15 protein-coding genes and 3 pseudogenes are annotated in these 18,510 nt (G+C 59.9%); 7 read left to right on the top strand and 11 right to left on the bottom strand.

Annotated elements, in window-relative coordinates; genetic code table 11:
• Window positions 1-752: 752 nt before the first annotated feature.
• Window positions 753-1,076 (bottom strand): DUF736 domain-containing protein, encoded by a 324-nt coding sequence (locus ACVW1B_RS03535; RefSeq protein WP_050421550.1) that lies wholly within the window; start codon window positions 1,074-1,076, stop codon window positions 753-755.
• A 972-nt stretch (window positions 1,077-2,048) separates the two neighbouring features.
• Here ACVW1B_RS03535 and ACVW1B_RS03530 point away from each other — a divergent pair.
• Both ACVW1B_RS03530 and ACVW1B_RS03525 read left to right on the top strand, forming a co-directional pair.
• Complete coding sequence (locus tag ACVW1B_RS03530; RefSeq protein ID WP_253587712.1) at window positions 2,049-2,696, top strand: hypothetical protein; 648 nt, start codon at window positions 2,049-2,051, stop codon at window positions 2,694-2,696.
• A 180-nt stretch (window positions 2,697-2,876) separates the two neighbouring features.
• Window positions 2,877-3,146: pseudogene (locus ACVW1B_RS03525) on the top strand (DUF4142 domain-containing protein); the annotation flags it as partial.
• Between the two features lie 34 nt (window positions 3,147-3,180).
• Here ACVW1B_RS03525 and ACVW1B_RS03520 read toward each other — a convergent pair.
• Window positions 3,181-3,438, bottom strand: a complete 258-nt coding sequence (locus ACVW1B_RS03520) for a LexA family protein (RefSeq protein WP_253587713.1) — start codon at window positions 3,436-3,438, stop codon at window positions 3,181-3,183.
• Window positions 3,439-3,481: 43 nt separating this feature from the next.
• Between ACVW1B_RS03520 and ACVW1B_RS03515 the strand changes: the two genes are divergently transcribed.
• A protein-coding gene (locus ACVW1B_RS03515) for an IS630 family transposase (protein ID WP_069280104.1) occupies window positions 3,482-4,604 on the top strand; the annotation gives its coding sequence in 2 pieces (ribosomal slippage) (window positions 3,482-3,871 and window positions 3,873-4,604; 1,122 coding nt in all).
• Between the two features lie 16 nt (window positions 4,605-4,620).
• Window positions 4,621-4,917, top strand: a pseudogene (locus tag ACVW1B_RS03510) (DUF4142 domain-containing protein); the annotation flags it as partial.
• 332 nt (window positions 4,918-5,249) lie between these two features.
• Here the strand turns inward: ACVW1B_RS03510 and ACVW1B_RS03505 are convergent.
• The 4 genes and pseudogenes from ACVW1B_RS03505 to ACVW1B_RS03490 all read right to left on the bottom strand — a co-directional run bounded on the left by ACVW1B_RS03505 (window position 5,250) and on the right by ACVW1B_RS03490 (window position 7,525).
• Window positions 5,250-5,744 (bottom strand): YciE/YciF ferroxidase family protein, encoded by a 495-nt coding sequence (locus ACVW1B_RS03505; protein ID WP_069279440.1) that lies wholly within the window; start codon window positions 5,742-5,744, stop codon window positions 5,250-5,252.
• 359 nt (window positions 5,745-6,103) lie between these two features.
• A pseudogene (locus ACVW1B_RS03500) lies at window positions 6,104-6,579 on the bottom strand (DUF3147 family protein).
• Complete coding sequence (locus tag ACVW1B_RS03495) at window positions 6,576-6,923, bottom strand: DUF3147 family protein (RefSeq protein WP_253587714.1); 348 nt, start codon at window positions 6,921-6,923, stop codon at window positions 6,576-6,578. Before ACVW1B_RS03495 ends, ACVW1B_RS03500 begins: the two are co-directional and overlap by 4 nt.
• Window positions 6,920-7,525 carry a cupin domain-containing protein gene (locus ACVW1B_RS03490; protein WP_253603350.1) on the bottom strand — a complete coding sequence of 202 codons (606 nt, stop codon included), beginning with the start codon at window positions 7,523-7,525 and terminating at the stop codon, window positions 6,920-6,922. Before ACVW1B_RS03490 ends, ACVW1B_RS03495 begins: the two co-directional genes overlap by 4 nt.
• 2,328 nt (window positions 7,526-9,853) lie before the next feature.
• Here ACVW1B_RS03490 and ACVW1B_RS03485 point away from each other — a divergent pair.
• The 3 genes from ACVW1B_RS03485 to ACVW1B_RS03475 all read left to right on the top strand — a co-directional run bounded on the left by ACVW1B_RS03485 (window position 9,854) and on the right by ACVW1B_RS03475 (window position 12,737).
• Entirely contained in the window at window positions 9,854-10,150 is a 297-nt protein-coding gene (locus ACVW1B_RS03485) for a hypothetical protein (protein ID WP_069276013.1), read from the top strand.
• A 1,007-nt stretch (window positions 10,151-11,157) separates the two neighbouring features.
• Window positions 11,158-12,108: an oxygenase MpaB family protein gene (locus ACVW1B_RS03480; RefSeq protein WP_069276014.1), complete on the top strand. Its 951-nt coding sequence runs from the start codon at window positions 11,158-11,160 to the stop codon at window positions 12,106-12,108.
• A 431-nt stretch (window positions 12,109-12,539) separates the two neighbouring features.
• Window positions 12,540-12,737, top strand: coding sequence for a hypothetical protein (locus tag ACVW1B_RS03475; protein WP_141713267.1), 198 nt, complete (start codon window positions 12,540-12,542; stop codon window positions 12,735-12,737).
• 229 nt (window positions 12,738-12,966) lie between these two features.
• On the opposite strand, the gene ACVW1B_RS03470 is transcribed toward ACVW1B_RS03475, so the two are convergent.
• From ACVW1B_RS03470 to rtxC, 5 genes are all read right to left on the bottom strand, one after another.
• Window positions 12,967-14,301, bottom strand: a complete 1,335-nt coding sequence (locus tag ACVW1B_RS03470; protein ID WP_253603352.1) for a glutamine synthetase family protein — start codon at window positions 14,299-14,301, stop codon at window positions 12,967-12,969.
• Window positions 14,298-15,587, bottom strand: coding sequence for an ATP-grasp domain-containing protein (locus tag ACVW1B_RS03465; protein ID WP_253603354.1), 1,290 nt, complete (start codon window positions 15,585-15,587; stop codon window positions 14,298-14,300). The genes ACVW1B_RS03470 and ACVW1B_RS03465 overlap by 4 nt, the downstream gene beginning before the upstream one ends.
• Window positions 15,584-16,453 (bottom strand): EamA family transporter, encoded by an 870-nt coding sequence (locus ACVW1B_RS03460; protein ID WP_253587717.1) that lies wholly within the window; start codon window positions 16,451-16,453, stop codon window positions 15,584-15,586. The genes ACVW1B_RS03465 and ACVW1B_RS03460 overlap by 4 nt, the downstream gene beginning before the upstream one ends.
• 162 nt (window positions 16,454-16,615) lie before the next feature.
• Complete coding sequence (locus ACVW1B_RS03455; protein ID WP_057018771.1) at window positions 16,616-17,434, bottom strand: gamma-glutamyl-gamma-aminobutyrate hydrolase family protein; 819 nt, start codon at window positions 17,432-17,434, stop codon at window positions 16,616-16,618.
• Window positions 17,431-18,489, bottom strand: a complete 1,059-nt coding sequence (gene rtxC / locus ACVW1B_RS03450; protein ID WP_253603356.1) for a dhydrorhizobitoxine desaturase — start codon at window positions 18,487-18,489, stop codon at window positions 17,431-17,433. The genes ACVW1B_RS03455 and rtxC overlap by 4 nt, the downstream gene beginning before the upstream one ends.
• Window positions 18,490-18,510 lie beyond the last annotated feature (21 nt).

The raw sequence follows: 18,510 nt of genomic DNA, 5'->3' as shown, positions 1-18,510 counted from the left end.
AATTGTCGGCGCGTTTTGCAGGGCACTGATCGATCCAGCATTCATGCGTCCTCCAAACTAGTCAGCCGATTTCTTATTTGTGCCGACCATCGTCTCAAGCGCTGCAGCTTGCGATTGAACAAGATGTGCAGGGCACCGATAGATCATCTTCAACGTGGTCAAGAGGCTTCTATCGTTCGGACGCAGCTCTTTAGCGCGCTTGATGCGTGACTCGTGATCTAGCCGGGCGATTGCGTGACCCTCGCGGTCAAGCCCTTCAAAAAATATGCGAAGGCTGCCGCTATAGATCGCAACGGCCGTTGCGGGTCGCTTGCTGCTACGAGCTGCGTCCTCGATGGGGCTTGGTCTTCGGCGGGAATACTCCCTTGCTCTCCTGGGCGCCGCGCACGCTGAGAACGGCCTAACGTACCACCGGGTTCAAGATACTTCCGAAGATAACGCAAGACAGCAATGGCACCCTGGTCGTCGAATTTATTGGCGTGGGCTACCAGCGAAGCGTTATCGAGCCCAGAAATCGATTGCCCATTACGTGCGAGATTCTCCCCAAGACTCCGAAGAAACCTTGCATAACCACCGACCGTTGCCGCGCTCAGTTCCCGGCGTTCACCTGCTGACCGAATGGCGTTGTCGATGATGGAGGCGTTGCATCTGTTACGTCCTCTCTGCTTGCAGTGGCACCCCAACGAGGTGCCCTCGATTGTTTGAGCGTGGCGCCCCGCCCGGACGAGCCGGGCGAGGCAGTGTAGGCCGGGTCAGTCGCCGTTGCGACGGCTGGGGCGGGACCAGATCAAGCTGAAACCCTCACCTTCCTCGTCGGCGAAGAGGTTGGCGAAGATCGGGGCGGTGAAGCTCGGATCGTCGAGCTTGAGGCTCAGATAGTCGCGGCCCTCGTTGGAGCGCTTGGACCAGCCGGCCCCGATCTCGGCCCGGCCCACATAGATGCGGTGGCTCGGAGCGTTGTCGTTGGAGCGGTTAGTCTCGGCGACGATACGGACGCCCTTGGCTTGCAGACTCAGGGTGACGATCTCGCCCTGGAAATCGTTGCCGACCTTCTTGAAAGAACCGATGTTAGCCATGTCACTTCTCCTGTTGTGTTTCGAGCCCGCGACCACCGCGGCCTCGATGGCGATCTAAAGGCCGAGGACGATCGGCGACGCACCCCTCGCGGGCCGGAGCGCAGCGGAGGACGCCGTTGTGGCGACTTTCTTGTCTCGCGAGGAATGGGCTCTAGCCCAGGGGAAGAAAGTCGCATCAACGACGTTGCGGCTCAGACGATCGAGGCGAAGCCGGTCCTCGGCCAGATCAAGCCATCAAGGAGGCCACGTGCGTCCGCGTGCTGAACCGCAATCGTAAGGAGAAGACTGGAGAATCTCGGTCGTGCTGCACAAGATGTCGGGACGATTCAGCGAAGCGAAAGAAACAATCTGCCGAAAAGGGCGGTATCGTCCATGAAAGAACATCGAGAACACGCCGCGCGCCACCGCGACACGTGGGCCGGGCCAAGATCGCCGCAGCCTGATCGAAGCGCATTGATGAGGGCCGCGATTACTTCTCGCTCCCATCACCTTACCCCGCATTCAATATGTCGATCCAGGCGGACCCGTTCGACCAGAAAGGCACGAAGGATCATCCCTCGTGCGTGGCAGACGTGAGAATTGGTTGAGACGGTTTACTCCCGACGGGCGCGGATAGTGGCGACCTACGATGCCGCCGAGATGCGGCTTGGCCCGCGCTGCGCTGTCTTGTGCTCGTAGTCAACCGCCGCCGGTACCACGGCGTCTATTACGGCCGGGTACCACGGCGTCTCGGCAGCAATCGGTGGCGGCAACCAGCGTGCTGGCGGCGGCGGATAAATACCTGAGCCAGTAATCCTCAATTCTCGAGCGTCAGCGCCAGAACAGCGCAAGCAACAGGATGACTGGAAGCGGGATGCCCAGGAGCCACAATAGGGCGCCTCTGCCGAATGTCATGGTCAACTCCTTTCTAGGCATCAAACCTCAAACAGGTCCGCGGTTCCAACGGATTGGAACTTACGCAGGAAATTGATCTTGAATGCAAAGTTCGTATTTGAGGAGGTAAACATGGCCACACGCGCGGTACCGCACGCTTTCTTCTCTTGGTCCTGGTCACCTGTCCTGGCGGGCGTGTTTGCTTCATTGGTCATCCAAATTCTGCTGACGATGCTCGGCTTCGGCATTGGCCTGCTCGCCATCGATACTCCGACGGCCGCCTCCGCGCCTGCCAGCGCTGGCTGGCCTGCCTTCGTCTGGTGGGCCGTTTCGGGCATCATTGCAGCCTTCGTCGGCGGCGCCATCGCAGCCGCCAATTCGCCCGATCAGAGCGGTTTGGGCCGTGTCGGACATGCCTTGGGAGCGTGGGCGGTTGCGACCGTTATCGTAGTAGCGGCAGCCGCGATGATACCTGCTTCGGCTGCCAGCATCGCGGGCAACCTCGCCGGCCCAAGCTATGCGGCGAACGCCCGCATCGCATATTATTCGAACAATCCGGCGCGTGAAACCGTCGGCTCGACGAGCAGGCCGGGAACGCAAGCTCAAATGGAGGAGGCGCGCAAGCACCTCGCCTATACCATGCTTGCCAGTTTCTGCGCGCTTCTGTTGGGCGCCGGCGCTGCCTATGCCGCCGGAATGGCAACCACCGCCCGAGCTGTCGAAGATGCCACAAGACCGGTTACTTGAGAACGCTTAGCTATCTGGCTCCTGTCCGCCAGGCAAGCCGCCAGATCGCCAAGCGCAGCCACGACGTCTGATTCCTCACCGCTGAACTCGACGAGGAAAAGTCGGCGATACCAAGCCCAACACCGTGGCGCATCGCAACGGCGTCAACTGCAAGAGCGCAAGCTGAAGGAGGTACTACACATGAGACGCACGATACTAGCAATCGCGTGCATTTTGCTGGCGACACCAGGACTGGCGCAATCCGTCAGCGAGAAGACCGGCGTCAACTCCGTGCTCGGGGTCAGCCCCTCGACGTCCGATTTCGTCAAGCAGGTCGCGATATCGGACATGTTTGAGATCGAGTCCAGCAAGCTGGCGCAGCAGAAGGGCAACGCGGCGGAGAAAACGTTCGCTTCCCAGATGGTCACAGACCACACCAAGACAAGCATTGAGCTGAAGGGACTAGTGGCTCTGCACAGTGATTTTGACGGGTTGCGTCTGGCGGTCAGAGTAGCTCCGGCAGGTGTTTTGGATCAACGAGGACCTCGATACTGCGAGGGGTCCTTGGCTGCCGTCTGATGAGGCCCTCCCGTTCCAGCGTCAGCACCATCTGGTGAACCGAGGGCGGGCTAACGCGGAAGTATTCCCGCATGTCGGTTTCGGCCGGGGGTCTGCGGTGCAGGCGCGTGTAGCGGTGGATGAAGGCCAGGTACTGCCCCTGTGTGGGCGTGAAGGGTTTTGCCGAAGGACTCACGCCGGCCATCCGATTCAGTTGTTGGTGCGTGCCTCGAACACGGAGGCATGCCATGAATGTACGCTATCGGGTCGACCTCAGCCAAATCGAGCGCACGGAACTCAAGGCGCTGCTCAGCGGCGGCAAGCATGCGTCCCGTAAGCTCAAGCGCGCGCAGATTTTGCTGGCTGCCGACACCGGCGGCAGCGATGAGGAGATCGCGCGGAGCGTCGGCGTGGGCGGCTCGACCGTGTACCGGACCAAGCGCCGCTTCGTGGAAGGCAATCTGGAGCGGGCGCTGAGCGATGAGCCGCGGCCCGGAGCGGAGCGCAAACTCACGGTCAAGGAAGAAGCCTTGTTGGTGGCGACGGCCTGCGCCAGTCCGCCAGAAGGCCGGGCCCGCTGGACGCTTGAGCTGCTGGCAGGTGCGATGGTCAAGCTCACCGAACACAAGAGCCTGTCCGCATGAGACGGTTCGGCGGCGCCTGGCCGAAAATGGCCTCAAGCCCTGGCGCAGGGACATGTGGTGCATTCCGCAGATCGACGGCGAATACGTCGCCCGTATGGAGGACGTGCTCGACCTCTACGCCGAGGCGCCAGATCCCAAGCGGCCGGTGGTGTGCTTCGACGAAAGCCCGGTGCAGCTCATCGGCGAGGCGCGTCAACCGATTCCGGCCGAGCCCGGCCAGCTCGAACGTTACGATTACGAGTACCGTCGCAACGGCACGGTCAATCTCTTCGTATTCCTCGACGTGCATCGTCCCTGGCGCAAGGTCAAAGTCACTGAGCGGCGCGCGGCTGAAGACTATGCCTCCTGCATGCGCGACCTCGTCGACATCCATTATCCCGACGCCGAGATCATCCGGGTCGTCCAGGATAATTTATCGACCCACTCCGCCGGCGCCCTGTATCAGGCCTTCCCGCCCGCCGAAGCCAGGCGGATTTTGCGACGGCTCGAGTTCCACTACACGCCCAAGCACGCAAGCTGGCTCAACATGGTCGAGATCGAGATCGGCGTCCTGCGGGGCCAGTGCCTCAATCGCAGAATCGACGCCCCCAAGCGGTTGCGCCGCGAAATCGCCGCTTGGGAACGGAAGCGAAATGCCGCCCGCTCTCGCATCAAATGGATGTTCACAACAGACAAGGCCCGCACCAAAATGGGCCGCGCCTATCCCGCGCCTTCCAAAGAGTCATAATCACTGTGCAGAGCCACTAGTCTCCAGCGGCAAGTTGAAGGCCGAATTGCCCAGCGCCCTCGATTCATCGCATCAAAGCAAGCTCGACAAGCTCAAGGGTGCCAGCGGCAACGACTTCAGCTCCGAGTTCAATTCGATGCAGGTCAGCGCCCATAAGGATGCCATCGACCTGTTCGAGAGTTATGCCAAGGGCGGCGACAATGCGGATCTGAAGAATTGGGCCGGCAAGACCCTGCCGGCGCTTAAGCATCACCTTGAGATGGCGCAGGATCTCGACAAGCCCGCACCTACGGTCGGCGAGGGCAAAAAATAGCGAAAAAGGGAACCGCTGGCAGGCGGTTCCCGCTGCGCTGATGCCAAGGTGGCTCCATTGTAAAGGCTGCAGACATTTGGGGCAGCAGCTACGTCGATGCCGCCATTGGCACTGGGACATACTGTCCCGCTGGGAAGCGCGCTCATGTCACAGCGGTTTGTTGCCCACCCGCGCCGAGAGCGGCAAGCGGGGCCGAAGATCTTCCGCCACTTCCAGGCACGACGCCAAGCGGATGCAATCCGGGCGGCGCGCGCCGCCCAGACAGAGGAAGATGACACAGCCATTCAATGCGCGCGCCAAATGGGCTGGCCAACGAGCGGCCCGGCTGATTTCTAAGCTGCCTTGCGATTGATCGCGGCTTCCGCCAGCTTGTTTAGCGCGGCGTCGGTTTTCTTTTCCTCCTCAAGGGTCTGCTCAAGGAGCTGGACCGCCGGCTTCATGCCCAGTTGTCCAGCCCAGGCAATCAACGTGCCGTAGCGCGATATTTCGTAATGCTCGACGGCCTGAGCACCCGAGAGAAGGCCGGCATCCAGCGCCGGAGAATCTTCGAAATCCTCCATCACTTCCTCGCCCTCCTCGACCAGTCCGAGGATAGCGGGGCAGGTTTTGCCCTTGGGGGCCTGTTTCATCATTTTGAAAACTTGTTGCAGACGCTGGACTTGTCCCTCCGTCTCGCCGGCATGCTTTTCAAATGCTGCGCGCAGTTGGTCAGACTTCGCGGCCTTTGCCATTTTTGGCAACGCAACGAGTATCTTCCTTTCGGCGTAGTACATGTCCTTGAGGGTCTCCAGGAAGAGGTCTTCAAGTGTTTTATTCCGGCCCGACATGGCTTCCTCCTCAGTTGTGATGCGAGCCAACAGCGCCTTTCCTCAAAGGTTCCACGAGTGACGTGCTGAAGGTCAGCACCCCTTTCGGGTGCAGGCCATGGATGATCTGCAGCAGCCCCACGCCCTCGCACCCGGCGCCCCTTCTCGAAACAGCGTAGCTGAATGGCGTGTGGGATTTTGTCTGCGCCCCAATTGCAATAGAGCCTTGTAAATCAACCTATCGTTCCGAATGCATCCGCTGCCAGCAGGAGGGACCGATGCCGTTTTGGGAGTGACAAGCGTCGAAAGGAACTCGGCCATGAGATCACGCTTCCTCATTATGGACTGAATGAAGAAACAGTTCCAACCATCCAACGATCCTATCGGGTTCGCGAATTCGCGGAGCCGCTTGCCTGTTGCACTGTCCGCATCGATCGCATTTTCCGGCGCACGTACCAAGCCAGCACCGCGATAGTGAGCCAGGCGAGGGAGGCGCCGACGAAGACGGCGGGGATGTTGCCGCGTGGGATCAGCATCGAGAAACCAACCGCGAAGGCCAGCATGCCCAGCGCGCCGAGCGCTGCGCCAGCGGCATCGACGGCGGCCGCCATTTGCCCGCGGCGCTCGCCGGCGAGACCCGCTTTGCGCTTGCGGCGGATTTCGTGCTTCTCAATCAGCGTCGCGCTCGCGCAGAATATGGCTGGAAGGGCAAGAAAAACGCCACCGATGACTGCTCCATAGCGACTGCTGATGAGGCCGGTAAAAACGTCGCAGCGCCGCCGAGCGCGAAGCGGACAAGATATTCGTACCAACGGCCTTGCTTGAGAGATGACGGCGAAAAGCGAATCGGGCTCACGTCTGACCCCCGGTGAAGCTGAGCAACCCGAAGGCCGCGACCAGCCAAATGACCAGTGACAGCAACGTGGCCGTCAACGCTCGCAGCTTTGTGCGGACAAGCAGATGGCAGACGACGACACTGTAAATGGCAAGCGCAATCGCTCCCGCACTCATGGCCTGGGCTTGCAAGGCGGCGTAATTGACCCCGTGCTGATACACCGCGATCCCAAGCGTCGCGAGCGCGACCGAGGGTGCTGCTCCGAACAGGCCGGCGAAGCTCTTTGGACGCAGGAGATCTCCCAGCATCGCGAAGGCCGATACGACGGCGCCCCCGAGGACGAAGCGGATGACGTACTCGGTCATTTCGCTTTCTTCCAGAGCTTCGAGAGCGGCCCGCCGGCCCCATAGACCGGATCCTTACGCGGCACCGAAACCTTCGGAATGGCTTTCAGCGCCCGCTGACGGTCTTCGACGCTCGTGCACTCGTCGTATGTACCGGTCGGCGGGTATGCCCCGATGACGAGGAACTCATCGCCCGCGGAAAGGCACTGATGGCCTGTGCCGGCGGGAAGAACCGCGATGTCCCCAGCCTTCAGGGTGAAGATCTTCCCTTTGTTGCCGCCGAACCGAACGCGGCCCTTGCCGCGCGCGATGCCGAGCACCTCATGGATCCTGGAGTGATAATGCACGTAATCGTAGATGCCATCCCGCCAGCTATCTCCCCATTCGTTCGCTTCAAATAGGTCCTCGATCACGGCTGCGGCGTCCAGGTCCTCGTCGAAAGCGACCGCGTTTCGATACAGTACGAGCGGCCATCGCGGGTGATTTGGAATGAGACCGTCGTCTTTAAAGCGAACCGTAACAGGCTTTCGCGCTCGCGCGAGATCCACAGCCTTCCGCTTGCCGGGGCGCTTCAGACCGGTTGCGCGCTCCATGTATCCCTTCAGGTCTTCAAGAGTCGGCATGATCATCCTCCTTTGAAATTCCGTTCGAGTAGCCGGTCCAAAGCCGGAGGACCCGTTCGAGAATCGCCCCGAGTGCGAAGCCGGCAACGACATCGCTCGCCCAATGCGCCAGGATCGCAATGCGAGTGAGCGACAGCCCGACCGCAATCGCGCGGATCGCCCGCCGGGGACCAGCCGGCAACCCGCTGGCCGCCGGTGCCAGTCCATGTGCAGCGCGTGGCCTGAGGGAAACGCATCTTTTCGTTTGCCGGAAAGCGGGACGCCATGCACATGCCCAATCACCGTCCGGATCCGGCCGAGTTTGGTCGAATACGAGTTTTAAATCACGGGGCAGCAGCGACGCAGTGACCGTCACTGGCAGAGCATGGTTTCCTGCGCGCCGCAGCGGCACCCCACAACCGCGCGAGGCAAGCCAGCCGACGGCTGTCAGGACCAGAAGAAGCTTCTCATCTGCGCCCCAGGTCAGGGCGCGCGCCACCTGCTCCGGAGCAGGCGCCGTGTTGCCCGCTATGGAACGCGCGATGACGACATCCGGTTTAGTCGGTCGGACAGTAACTGAAACGCTTGGCCTGTGGCCCAGGCGCCTTGGCGAAAATCTAGCTATCTGGAACATGTCGCAAAGATCGGAAAGGTCAGTACCTTTCCCAACGCTCCACGCGCCGCCAAGGTCCTCTGTCAAATCCAGACTTCCAAACGGCGAAGCCTAACGGCGAATTTTGCGAGCGGGAATTCTACGCCAATAGGAACAAACGACCTACAGCGCGCCTTCGCCGCTTTTCTCCGGCTTCGGCGGAAGCCTGAGAAGGCCGCATCCGCAAGCTTTTCCGGGCTGCTGCACAAAGTGCGGCAAGTGACGCATACCAAAAGCGGAGTGAACTTCTCCCGCGGGCCCGATGGTCCCCCTGCGCGGCGAAGAGCCGACTTGAGGTCTTCCCTGCTTTCTCCCAGCGCTTGTCTTCGGCCTCGAGTGCACCCGCCTTCTCCTCGTGATCCCGTCGGGTCCTGTCCATTTCCGCCTGCGCCTTCGCGGCCCTCTCCCACCTCTCACGCACCTCGGCGCACACCTCGTTTGCCCGGTGCCGCTCGGTCTCTCACCGTCGCTACTCCTTCGAGCTCCTGCGCAGCCTTGCGGGTTTCCTTGCCGCTGATCCCAGGAGCGTTCGCTTCTTCGGGTTCGCCTAAGATCCGCTCGCCGGCGCCTCCGCCGAGATCTGCCGGCGAGGCGAGAGGCGAAGCGAAGCGGCCATTCGATCAGCAGGAACGCGAGCACGGTGCCGGGCTTCGGTCGCGGCGACCAGTCTGCGACTTCCATCTCTTTCGCGACACTCTAGTGCAGCGCCCCCCGTCCCAGGACTCGAACGCCGCTCATCAATGGCGCGGCAATCGCCGCGTCGTAGACTCCGCGCGACGCCTGATGAATCCCTCGGCATAAGACCGGTCGAACCCTCCAGTGACGAATGGCCGGTGCCGCTCCCGCGTCAGGAACGACGCCGCAATTAGACCGTTCAACATGCGTTGCGACGTTATCCCAAGTGAGGCGCCAAGGAGCGTACCTCTCGTCGAGGACGATCCGCTGATCCGCGAAGTTATCCGCAATCTCTGCAATCAGTGAACCCGATTTCCTCAAAAGTGATCGTGACACTCGCCTGTCCCACGTGGTGCGCGAAGATGATTGCGGAACGATGCTGAAAAAGCGGCCGCAGACACGGAATTAGGTCTGGCAATCAAAACTGCAGAAATCGCTTGAACCTCACGTTGCGTCAGGGCGTAGACTTGAAACTGTCGGTCACCTTTCAGCAAATTTTGGAGACGGATGTAGCACGAAATGGAGTCATCGAATACTTGTGCGATCGTGAATGCTCCTCAACGGATGCACGGTTAAGACAGGCCCTTCTTGGATCTGCATTAAGTCACGGCGACGATCTGCAAATTAGCCAAAGACTTTCCTCGCATGAGGCAACATAATTCGAGCGCGGTAAAACAACTGCGAGGTCGCGAATCTTGCTGCTGTCTCCAGCTAAACACCTAGCCTCGAGATGGCAGAGTTGACGTCTGCTGACGGGTCGGGCAGGTCACATCCATCAGCCGCGCAAGACTTCCCCTCATCGTGAGCAGAGTACCGCAAGGTCACGCGTCGATACGGATGTATTGTACCGCCACACATGAGATGGTCACTTCGCGAATTTACCCGAAATCTCCTAAACGATGACCACATACGAGAGATACTGAAGCAGCACCGTTCGTACTCTCAGAGTCGCGAACGGCGCAAGCGGGCGGCGCGGCGCCAATCATCGTTCTGTCACAAGCAAATCAATACAGGAGACATGTATGAACCTAGTGAAGACAACCGTAATCGCATGCGGCCTTTCGGCTCTCCTTGCATACCCCGTCATTGCGCAGAGTCTTGCCGCTGATGCCAAGGCTCGCAAAGGCGTGCAAACTACGAGCATTCAGAGCGGCATGAGCGACGATGAGGACTCGTCGCCAAAGCTCAGGACACCGGGCGCAAAACTGGGTAGGAAGTCGATCAAGGGCGCAAAGAAACCCCGGCGGCAACCGCAGGACAAGGAGACACTTGATGAATTCCCGACCAGCAATACGCCAATAAGTGACAAGCGGCACTGACGCGAAGCCCGGTCCGGACAAACCTTCGGTCGCGCGCCGCGGCCGGAGGTTCAGCTCACATCTAGGCCGGCTATCGACGTTGCAAATGACGGGGCACGCACGTCGATTGGGACTGCCAGATCTTGATCACTGGCTTCTTGCATGGGGACCGATACCTTGCGATCTCGTACGACCGCGTCGGGTTACTGACATGCATGTCCGGAAGCGCCCAGGCAGGTAGCTGACGTGGCCTGAAAAGGGAGCACGTCTTTTCCATCGTTCTATTTTGTTTGGCACGCTGATTGCTGAGCCGCGCATGGCTTGGTTGCTCAATGACGGCCCTCAAGCCGCTTCGTAGCGCAAGTGCGGGCGGCTTCTGCCGAGCCGCTGCACGCTTTTCCGTGGTGTCGTCCCGGGCGCCGCGCTTCTTGAGCTCATGGTCTACCTGTGAAGAGGCTCCGCAGCTGACTGTCTGGCACGCGAGTTGCTGGGAGACGTCTGGGCTTGGCTCCTCATACATTCGCGCCCCCAAGAGAGGGCTAAGCCTCCACCCAGACTAGCGCGGGTGGTCCCCCCAAGCCGCCCGCGCGTATTTGCCTCAGCCGAAGGTCTTGCGAGATCGGCCGTGCGCACCGCGGAGATCATTGTCATGATCGTGGACAGACCTTGAAGCCCCCCATCGCGGTTCTTATAAGCCAACCAGTCGCGCTCGCTTAGGTCGCCCCGCGCGAACAGGCCAAGTTGGTTTGCGGATTCGGCGCTCACCTACGACAAAGACGGGTTTGACGGCGACGCTTCTGAAATGTGATGGGCTTAGATGAGCCCGCAAAGGCGCATAATACGTCTTCAACAAACGGCGGCGGCGACCGGCTCAGTCTTACCCGCATGGGGTACGACCAAATGCCCGGCGGCGGTATTCCGCGCAGGTGGACATCATGCAACAAGTTGAGAGAGCCTTGGTTTGCTGAATCGCGATAGACTGCACAGATCAGTGAAATTACCCCTCGTCTGCTTCCCAAGGTGCGCATCTGGTCTCCGAAAGCGACATCGAACTTGCTCTTGACTTCGTCCGGGCTCGGGCCGCGGGACCAGTCGAGGGCATTTTTGGGCCCGGCTCGATGACGTGGCGGATCGACCGGGAAGCCATCACCTTTTTGGGCGCCGGTCGCGCCTTGCTGCTTCAGCTGGCGCATCCCTGGGTCGCCGCGGCCGTCCTCGAGCACTCGCGGAGCTTTGCGGATCCGATCGGTCGCTTCCATCGAACTTTTAATGTGGTGTTTACGATGGTGTTCGGCTCGCTCGACGCGGCCCTTACCGCTGCCCGGCACCTGCACCATCGCCATACCATGATCGTCGGCCGTCTGCCCGAAGCAATCGGTCGGTTCGAGAGCGGCTCGCCCTACCGCGCCAACGAGGTCGCAGCGTTGCGCTGGGTTCACGCGACGCTCGTCGACACCGCTCTGACCGTCCACGACCTGATCCTGCCGCCATTCTCCGTCGAAGAGCGCGAGCGCTATTGGGCCGAAAGCCGACTGTTTGGGGCGTTGTTCGGGCTGACGTCGAGCGACTTACCGGCGGATTGGGATGCATTTGCGGCCTACACAGCGGGGATGATGCAATCGGACACATTGTCGGTCAGCACCGCCGCGCGCGAGGCGGCCCGACAGATATTCACCGGTTCACGACCATGGTTGCGTCCGCCGCGCTGGTACCAAACCCTCAGTGCGGAGCTGCTGCCGGACCGATTGCGCACCGGCTTCGGATTTGACTTGGACGAACGCGACAGGAGGGCCGCAGAGCGTGCCGTCGCGCGGATACGACGCATCTATCCCAAAATACCGATCCTGCTTCGCTACGTCGGCCCTTACCAGGAAGCTCAAGCGCGACTGCACGGAAGGCGGCAGCTGGGCTGGACAACGCGGTGCCTTAACAGGGCCTGGATAGGGCGCCCCCAGTTGGACGACCGCTGGAACAGGTGAAGCTCTCCGACAGCCGCGGACCTTCGGATGCGGCCGACCGCCGCCTGCCGCGATCCCAACCTTACCGGATCGAAATCGGACTTCTCATCGGCGAGTCCCAACAACGGTGGGTTCGGGCGAATGCTCGCAGCTTTGAAGTTATATCCAGTCCTGAGTTCGCCCCTGACTTTGGATTTGCCCGGTTGGGCGATGGATGGCAACGGGAGCTGGCGCGGAGCGCTCCGCATAGCGCACGCCAGATCCCGTAGCGGTTGGCAGTTGAAGGCGAATTCGAGGCGTCTACCATCCGGACTGCGAGTGTGGTCGTGCATCCGGCGAGCCCTCGAGGAAGAGCCCTGCGCCGCAGATAACGGCCAGGAAGCGGAGGCTAAAGCGGATCTCGGAGCGCCACTCCCGCAACGCCGGTCACGCTGGAAACGGTGCCCGCATCGTTGCCCGCCGCGGCGCACGCAAGCGATTTTGCGGCGATCGCCAGCGGGTTTGACGGCTCTTGGACGCCAGCCTCCGCTGGGCCGCCGGCGTCGCCAATCGCAATGCTCAAGCTGGTGCTGATCGTGCTGCTGGTGATGATGATACCGGCATCCAATCGTCGGCATGTCGACGAGCTGATTATCATCATGGTGCTCTGATGATCGGCGCCGGATATGCCGAAGCCGTTGTTGCCGGACCTGGCTGCTAGACTCTCGCGGCGCTGTCTTTCCTGGCGAAAAGAGGCGCCGCGTGTCCACCACCTCCCTCGGAAGCATCCTCGATGTTCTGCGTCGAACGAGAGGTGAGTAAAATAGTTGGCCACCAAACCGACCAGTGGCGCGAATTATCAATCAGATGGTTGCCGCAGCGCCTGCTATGAGGCTCAAGCTAAATGATCTCAAAGTACCGCCGACGTTCAAAGTCGGTGACCCGATGTTGAACGGCTTCCCATTCCCAACGGCGGGAGCAAGAAAAGGCTTCAACAAACCTTTCTCCGAAGACATCAATGGCTGCCGGAGATTGTGCAAATCGGTATGTTGCCTCTGACAGACTTTGAGGAAGTCTCCCGGATGGAAGGCAGATCTCCGCGCCTGCATCGCCGACGGTCGAAGCCGGGAGCGCCGCATTTGTCTCGATACCCAACATGCCCGAGCCGATGGCGGATGCGAGAGCGAGGTATGGGTTCACGTCTGCCCCAGGCAGCCTGTATTCGAGGCGATGTGCAGACGGCCCTCCCGGGATGACCCGTACCGCGCAGGAGCGATTGTCAACTCCCCAGCTCGGGCAAATTGGTGCCCAGCAGCCAGGTACCAATCTCTTATAGCTATTGACGTTCGGCACAGCGAGCACACAGAAATCATTCATGTATTTCAGTTGTCCCGCGATGAATTGCGTCATGAGCTTCGAGACGTTGCGAGACGCGTCACCATCGTAAAAAGCGTTCTGTCCATCGGAGGACACCGAGATGTGAATATGGCCGGACTGTCCGGGCCATTTCTCGGAGACCTTGGCCATGAATGTAGCCATCATGCCTCGGGTTTGCGCCCAGGCCTTTATCATCGACTTGAATATGATTGCTCGATCGGCAGCTTCCAGGGCATCACAATGATGAAGTGACGCTTCGACCACGCCAGGTCCTGTCTCAAAGTGCAGCCCGCTGAGAGGTATTCTGGACTTCTCACAAAGCGACAGGATCTCGCCGAACAGATCCTGGTGCGCGAGAGAACGCGCAATCGAGTAGCCGAACGGGCCCCGCGTGAACGGAGCCCATTTGTCAAACGGCTTGTCCTCGATCGCATCAGCGTTCTCCTTGAACAGCATAAACTCAAACTCGAACCCGGCAGTGCAGTCGTACCCGTGGTGAGCAGACCTACGCAGGACCCTACGCAGAATGCCGCGCGGACAGACGGTCTCATGCGCGCCCATAAACTCGGCGAGGTAGAGATAGTGATCGCCGACATAGGATACTGAACGGCCGGTACTTGAGAGAATACGCAGATCGGCGTCTCCGAATGTCGACAGCGGCTTTTGCGTGAAATTCACCGGAATGACCCGGTCGGAACAATCCCAAGCAAGCACCGCTTCGGAGAACTTGATGACCTTGTCCCCACCCGAGAGATTTTCTCGGAGAACGTGTTTGCCTCGAAGAATGCCATCGAAGTCACTCACGCCGATCATCGCCGCGCCGGCTGAGTTCGCGCAACTTACCCGGCTGTCGGTCATTGGTTTACTTCCTGCGCCACCAAATCGAACACCTGGTTCATCCGCATCGCGCGCAATTGGCGATAGTCATCTTCGAGCTGGATCAAGTCGTTGTTCACAAGGTACACAATGCCTGGCGTCGACGCCAAGTCGATTGTCGGAACCAGTTCTTGACCTATCGGAACGAATGCAATGGCATCCGCGAAGCTCGGGAGCTTTCGGATTTCATCGAGTCCGGAATAACCGGTCACAACGCCGCCCATGTCGGAAATCAGCGAGACACACAGTGCATGAGCCTGCCGCTTGTAGACCCCGCGTCGCCTCATATACTCAGCAAATCCTTTGGGATCTGCGTAGCGCCAAGCCGTGAGCGTCAAATGGTTATGGCCCAAAGCCATCGTCCGAGCTTTCGCCGACATGGTTCCTTGCAGCCTCGCTCCGAAGTCGACCAAAACCGGTCCCCGAACATCGACTATGATCTCGGCATGAGCGGGCCCGTCGGCAATCCGAAGCGCCCGCAACGCACGAACAAGATAGTCCGACAGCTCCTGAACGATTGGCTCCTTACCACCCAGCAACCGCTCGAGCGAACAGACCGACGATGCTCCCTCGATAGGGACGGTGTCATAGGTCCAGGCCTCCGTGACGAAGGCATCTCCGTCGATCGAGACGGCATTTACGGTATATTGCTGGCCGTTTATCTTTTCCTGCGCAAGCGCCAGTTTATTGAACGCTCCGACCCGGTTCGTCTTGCCGACGATGGCAGTTACAGCGCGCTGAACATCAGTATCCGTCGAGCAGAAGAACACGTCCTCGGTGCCTGTGCTGTTCAGTGGCTTGATCACAATCTCATTGAAATTCTCCGCACGCTTCCAGCTTGCGATCTCTCCAGCATTGTCGGACACCACTTGCCTGATCGATCGCACACCTGCCGAGGCCAACGCTTCGCAAAGGCGCGATTTGTCGCGCCGCGCGGCTGACAAGGCGGTCCCATTTGAGGGTAGGCCCAGCCGCTCCGAGATGGAATCGGCCAACTCAACTCCGGTCTCGCACCCCGCTATGACGAACTCCAGCTCCCTGCCATGGAGAGCCTTAAGGTGATATTCGACGATCTCCTCGTACCCCATGTGCTGGGGCGGACAAATGACTTCATCATACAGATCCACATTGAAATGGGATTGGAAGATGCCTGGAATCTGTGCAGCCGACATCACATGCACTGTTCCAATTCCATACTGCTTGAATTCTTCCGGCAGAAATCGGCCAGTCGAATATGCGTCGACGATTACACACTTCCGTTCGTTCATGCGGACCTCCGGTACTGCAGGCAGACGTTGCCAACGGCGACAGCCGTAATGAGAACATTTCCAACGAACGTATGTAGCGACGGCACGATGCGGGAATCGAAGTACTGAAACAGGAACGTGACAACAGGAGCGGTGGACAGGACCATGTTGACCGTGAAGGGCTCCACGCGGCGAATGCCCTCCTGGATCAGGAGCAAAGGAATAATGATCGTGGATAGCCCAATCGTTGCGATCGCAAGCCAATGCTGCGAGATCTCGAGCGCGATGGAGGAATGGTCGACCAGTCCCAGCAGCAAAAGGATCGTGCCGTAAAACCGATGCGCCAACACTTGTCGACCGGAAAATCCGCGGTCGAACAAAAGCTTGACGAGTATGTTCGTCAGGGCGAGCGACAGGCCGGCCACGATCGCCAAGATGATACCGAAGGACGATCGAGCTCCCCATGCCACCCCAGCGTTGCCGGTTGCTGAGATCCAAATCATATAACCACCGATCGCCGCGATCGTGACGCTCACGACGATATCGGATGCCGGAGGGGCGCCCTGCCGCCTGATCAGCGCGTTCAACCACACCGTTGCGGCGGGTCCTAACGCCACCATGAAGGCGACGACGATCGCAGGCTCGGCGTATTTCAGGGCGATAAACAACCCGATCCAGCTGATCGCGGTCACGATATTGAGCGAGACAAAAACCAGGAGTGCCGACCTGGCGACCGGTGCCGTTGTTCCCTCGTGACCTGCCAGGAGATTGAATGTCAGGCACACCGCGGCAAAGGACACAAGGAGAGCGACGAACACATCTGCCTGCTGAAAATACGATGCCGCATAAACCTCGCCTGCCGCGCTCAGGACGACATAAAGCGCCACAAAGAGAACTCCCAGAGCGAAGCGTCCTGTCAATCGCCCGCCCTTCCCCTGCCGGTGGCGCGGCGCAGCGCGCCCCCCGAACCATGCTTGTGCATCGGCTCCCAGAGACTCGTCCTTCGACCTGGGCGGACCGCGCTTGGATTGAAACGTCACAATCAGCCTCTAGTGTTTCTTGGCGTGGCAATACGCAACGCACGCTTCTCCAAATGCCGTGAACAGCCGCCCGCTCAGGGGATCGGTTGAGACGTGCCATTCGGGGTGCCATTGCACGCCGATTTGCAGCGTCGGCGCGCCAACGACGGAAGCGGCTTCGACCAGACCGTCAGGCGCCCATGCCTCCGGCTTCAGCGCGCTGGCAAGCGCCTCTATGCCTTGATTATGCAGGGAGTTCACTTGCGCTTCCGCTGCGCCCGCGATCGGAAAAAGCGCACCATCGGAGCATATCCTCACGCTGTGCGCGGCATCGTACTGGCGGTCTCTTGGACGATCCGGTTTCTCGGCATGCATCAGGGCACTTCCCAGCCTCCACTCCGCAAGCGATGGATGGAGTGTGCCGCCGAAATAGACGTTGAGCTCCTGAAGCCCCCGGCAGATGCCCAGGATCGGCATTCCGAGCGCGATGGCCCTATCGATGGCTACCGCAGACAGCCTGTCCCGTGGGCGGTCGCGGATACCATGCTCAACATCCTGCTGATCGGCTCCTGGATGGGATGCAGGCGCTTTCAAGACGGCTGGGTCTAGATTCGATTCATCTCCTGTCAAGACGAGGCCGTCGAGCGCGTCCATGATCGCCCGGGCGGCCTCGCCCCCCGCATCTTCAGCGTCGATCGTCGGCAATATGACGCAGGCCACGCCCGCATGATGAAGGAGAGCCTTGACGTATTTGCGTCGTAGCCAGTCGCGATGCACGCCATCGACCAAAAGTCGGTTCGAGGTGACGCCGACCACGGCGCGGGCTTCGTCTGACCGTTGCAATGTCACGCCACCTGCCCCTTTGCATGGCCATCGGCCACCGACTGCTCATACAAGCGTCGATTTCGCTCCTTCAACTGAGTCATAACACTGGGTTGACCTTGCGGCCCCTTGACGAAGAGCCCTCCCCAGCTCGCGGCAACCTTTGCGTAACCCGGATCCTGCATCCGGATCTTCTGGGCTTTGTGCAAAAGCCAGAACGGGATGCCCGGCGACAGGTGATGCTCGAGGTGGTACTCATCCAGATTCTGTCCAAGGATGGCGCGCTCGAGGAAATTCCCTTTCCGGTTCCTGGTCAGATAGACGTTCTTCGTTTCGGTCTCGCACATCGGCGAGTGCTCGGCGAGTTCGACAAACCACCCGAGAACCTGAAACGTGGTGAGATAGGGCACGATCCAAAACAGGATCACGATGTGGATCAGCCCAAGCGCATATGACCCGCCCAGGATGCTGATCCAGAAGAGATAGAAGCCATACTTGTCGACAAGGATGCCTGAGCGGCTCTGGTCCTCGGCATCCGTGATCGAAAACCGATTGGTCCAGAGATACTTCAGATAGGCCAGTGTCGCCCCACCGAATATCGGCTTCCAGATGATATTGAAGGCGTACCGCTCGGGAGGCTGGACGTCGTAGACACCATTGGCCATGAAGAATTTCAGGTCGGGATCCTTCTCCGGGTCGCCGAGATACGGATGATGCAGATAGACATGCGAGATCCGGTAGGCCCAGTGGCGCTGGAACAGGGGATAGGCGGCGAACAGAATGCCGAGGACGTAGTTCCACGTCGTGTTCTTCGCGAGCGTACGGTGAGCCGCATCATGAGCGATCGTCGTCAGACCTCGTTGGTAGGCGCCGATCAGAAGAACGGCCACCGGGTAGAGCCACCAAGAGACGCAGACCGTCGCGAGCGTGCAAGCGGCAATTACAGCGTAATCTTTGGCGATATAGGCCACTCCCGTTACATTGTCGGGCCTCAGTTCTGAGAGTTGCTTGTTGATCTCGCGGCTGAACTGAACCGCTTCATAACGGGACGACCTCAGTTTCCAAGCGTCTGTCTGATTCATGAGAACCTCTTCCTGATCGCC

The organism is Bradyrhizobium sp. USDA 4502, from assembly GCF_054063355.1.
The sequence above is the reverse complement of the archived record's forward strand: the minus strand, read 5'-3'. Positions and strand labels throughout refer to the sequence as shown.

Coding starts and splice junctions, on each gene's coding strand:
- ACVW1B_RS03535 (WP_050421550.1), bottom strand. CDS start 1,076: ATGGCTAACATCGGTTCTTTCAAGAAGGTCGGCAACGATTTCCAGGGC.
- ACVW1B_RS03520 (WP_253587713.1), bottom strand. CDS start 3,438: ATGGCCGGCGTGAGTCCTTCGGCAAAACCCTTCACGCCCACACAGGGG.
- ACVW1B_RS03505 (WP_069279440.1), bottom strand. CDS start 5,744: ATGTCGGGCCGGAATAAAACACTTGAAGACCTCTTCCTGGAGACCCTC.
- ACVW1B_RS03495 (WP_253587714.1), bottom strand. CDS start 6,923: ATGACCGAGTACGTCATCCGCTTCGTCCTCGGGGGCGCCGTCGTATCG.
- ACVW1B_RS03490 (WP_253603350.1), bottom strand. CDS start 7,525: ATGCCGACTCTTGAAGACCTGAAGGGATACATGGAGCGCGCAACCGGT.
- ACVW1B_RS03485 (WP_069276013.1), top strand. CDS start 9,854: ATGAACCTAGTGAAGACAACCGTAATCGCATGCGGCCTTTCGGCTCTC.
- ACVW1B_RS03470 (WP_253603352.1), bottom strand. CDS start 14,301: ATGACCGACAGCCGGGTAAGTTGCGCGAACTCAGCCGGCGCGGCGATG.
- ACVW1B_RS03465 (WP_253603354.1), bottom strand. CDS start 15,587: ATGAACGAACGGAAGTGTGTAATCGTCGACGCATATTCGACTGGCCGA.
- rtxC (WP_253603356.1), bottom strand. CDS start 18,489: ATGAATCAGACAGACGCTTGGAAACTGAGGTCGTCCCGTTATGAAGCG.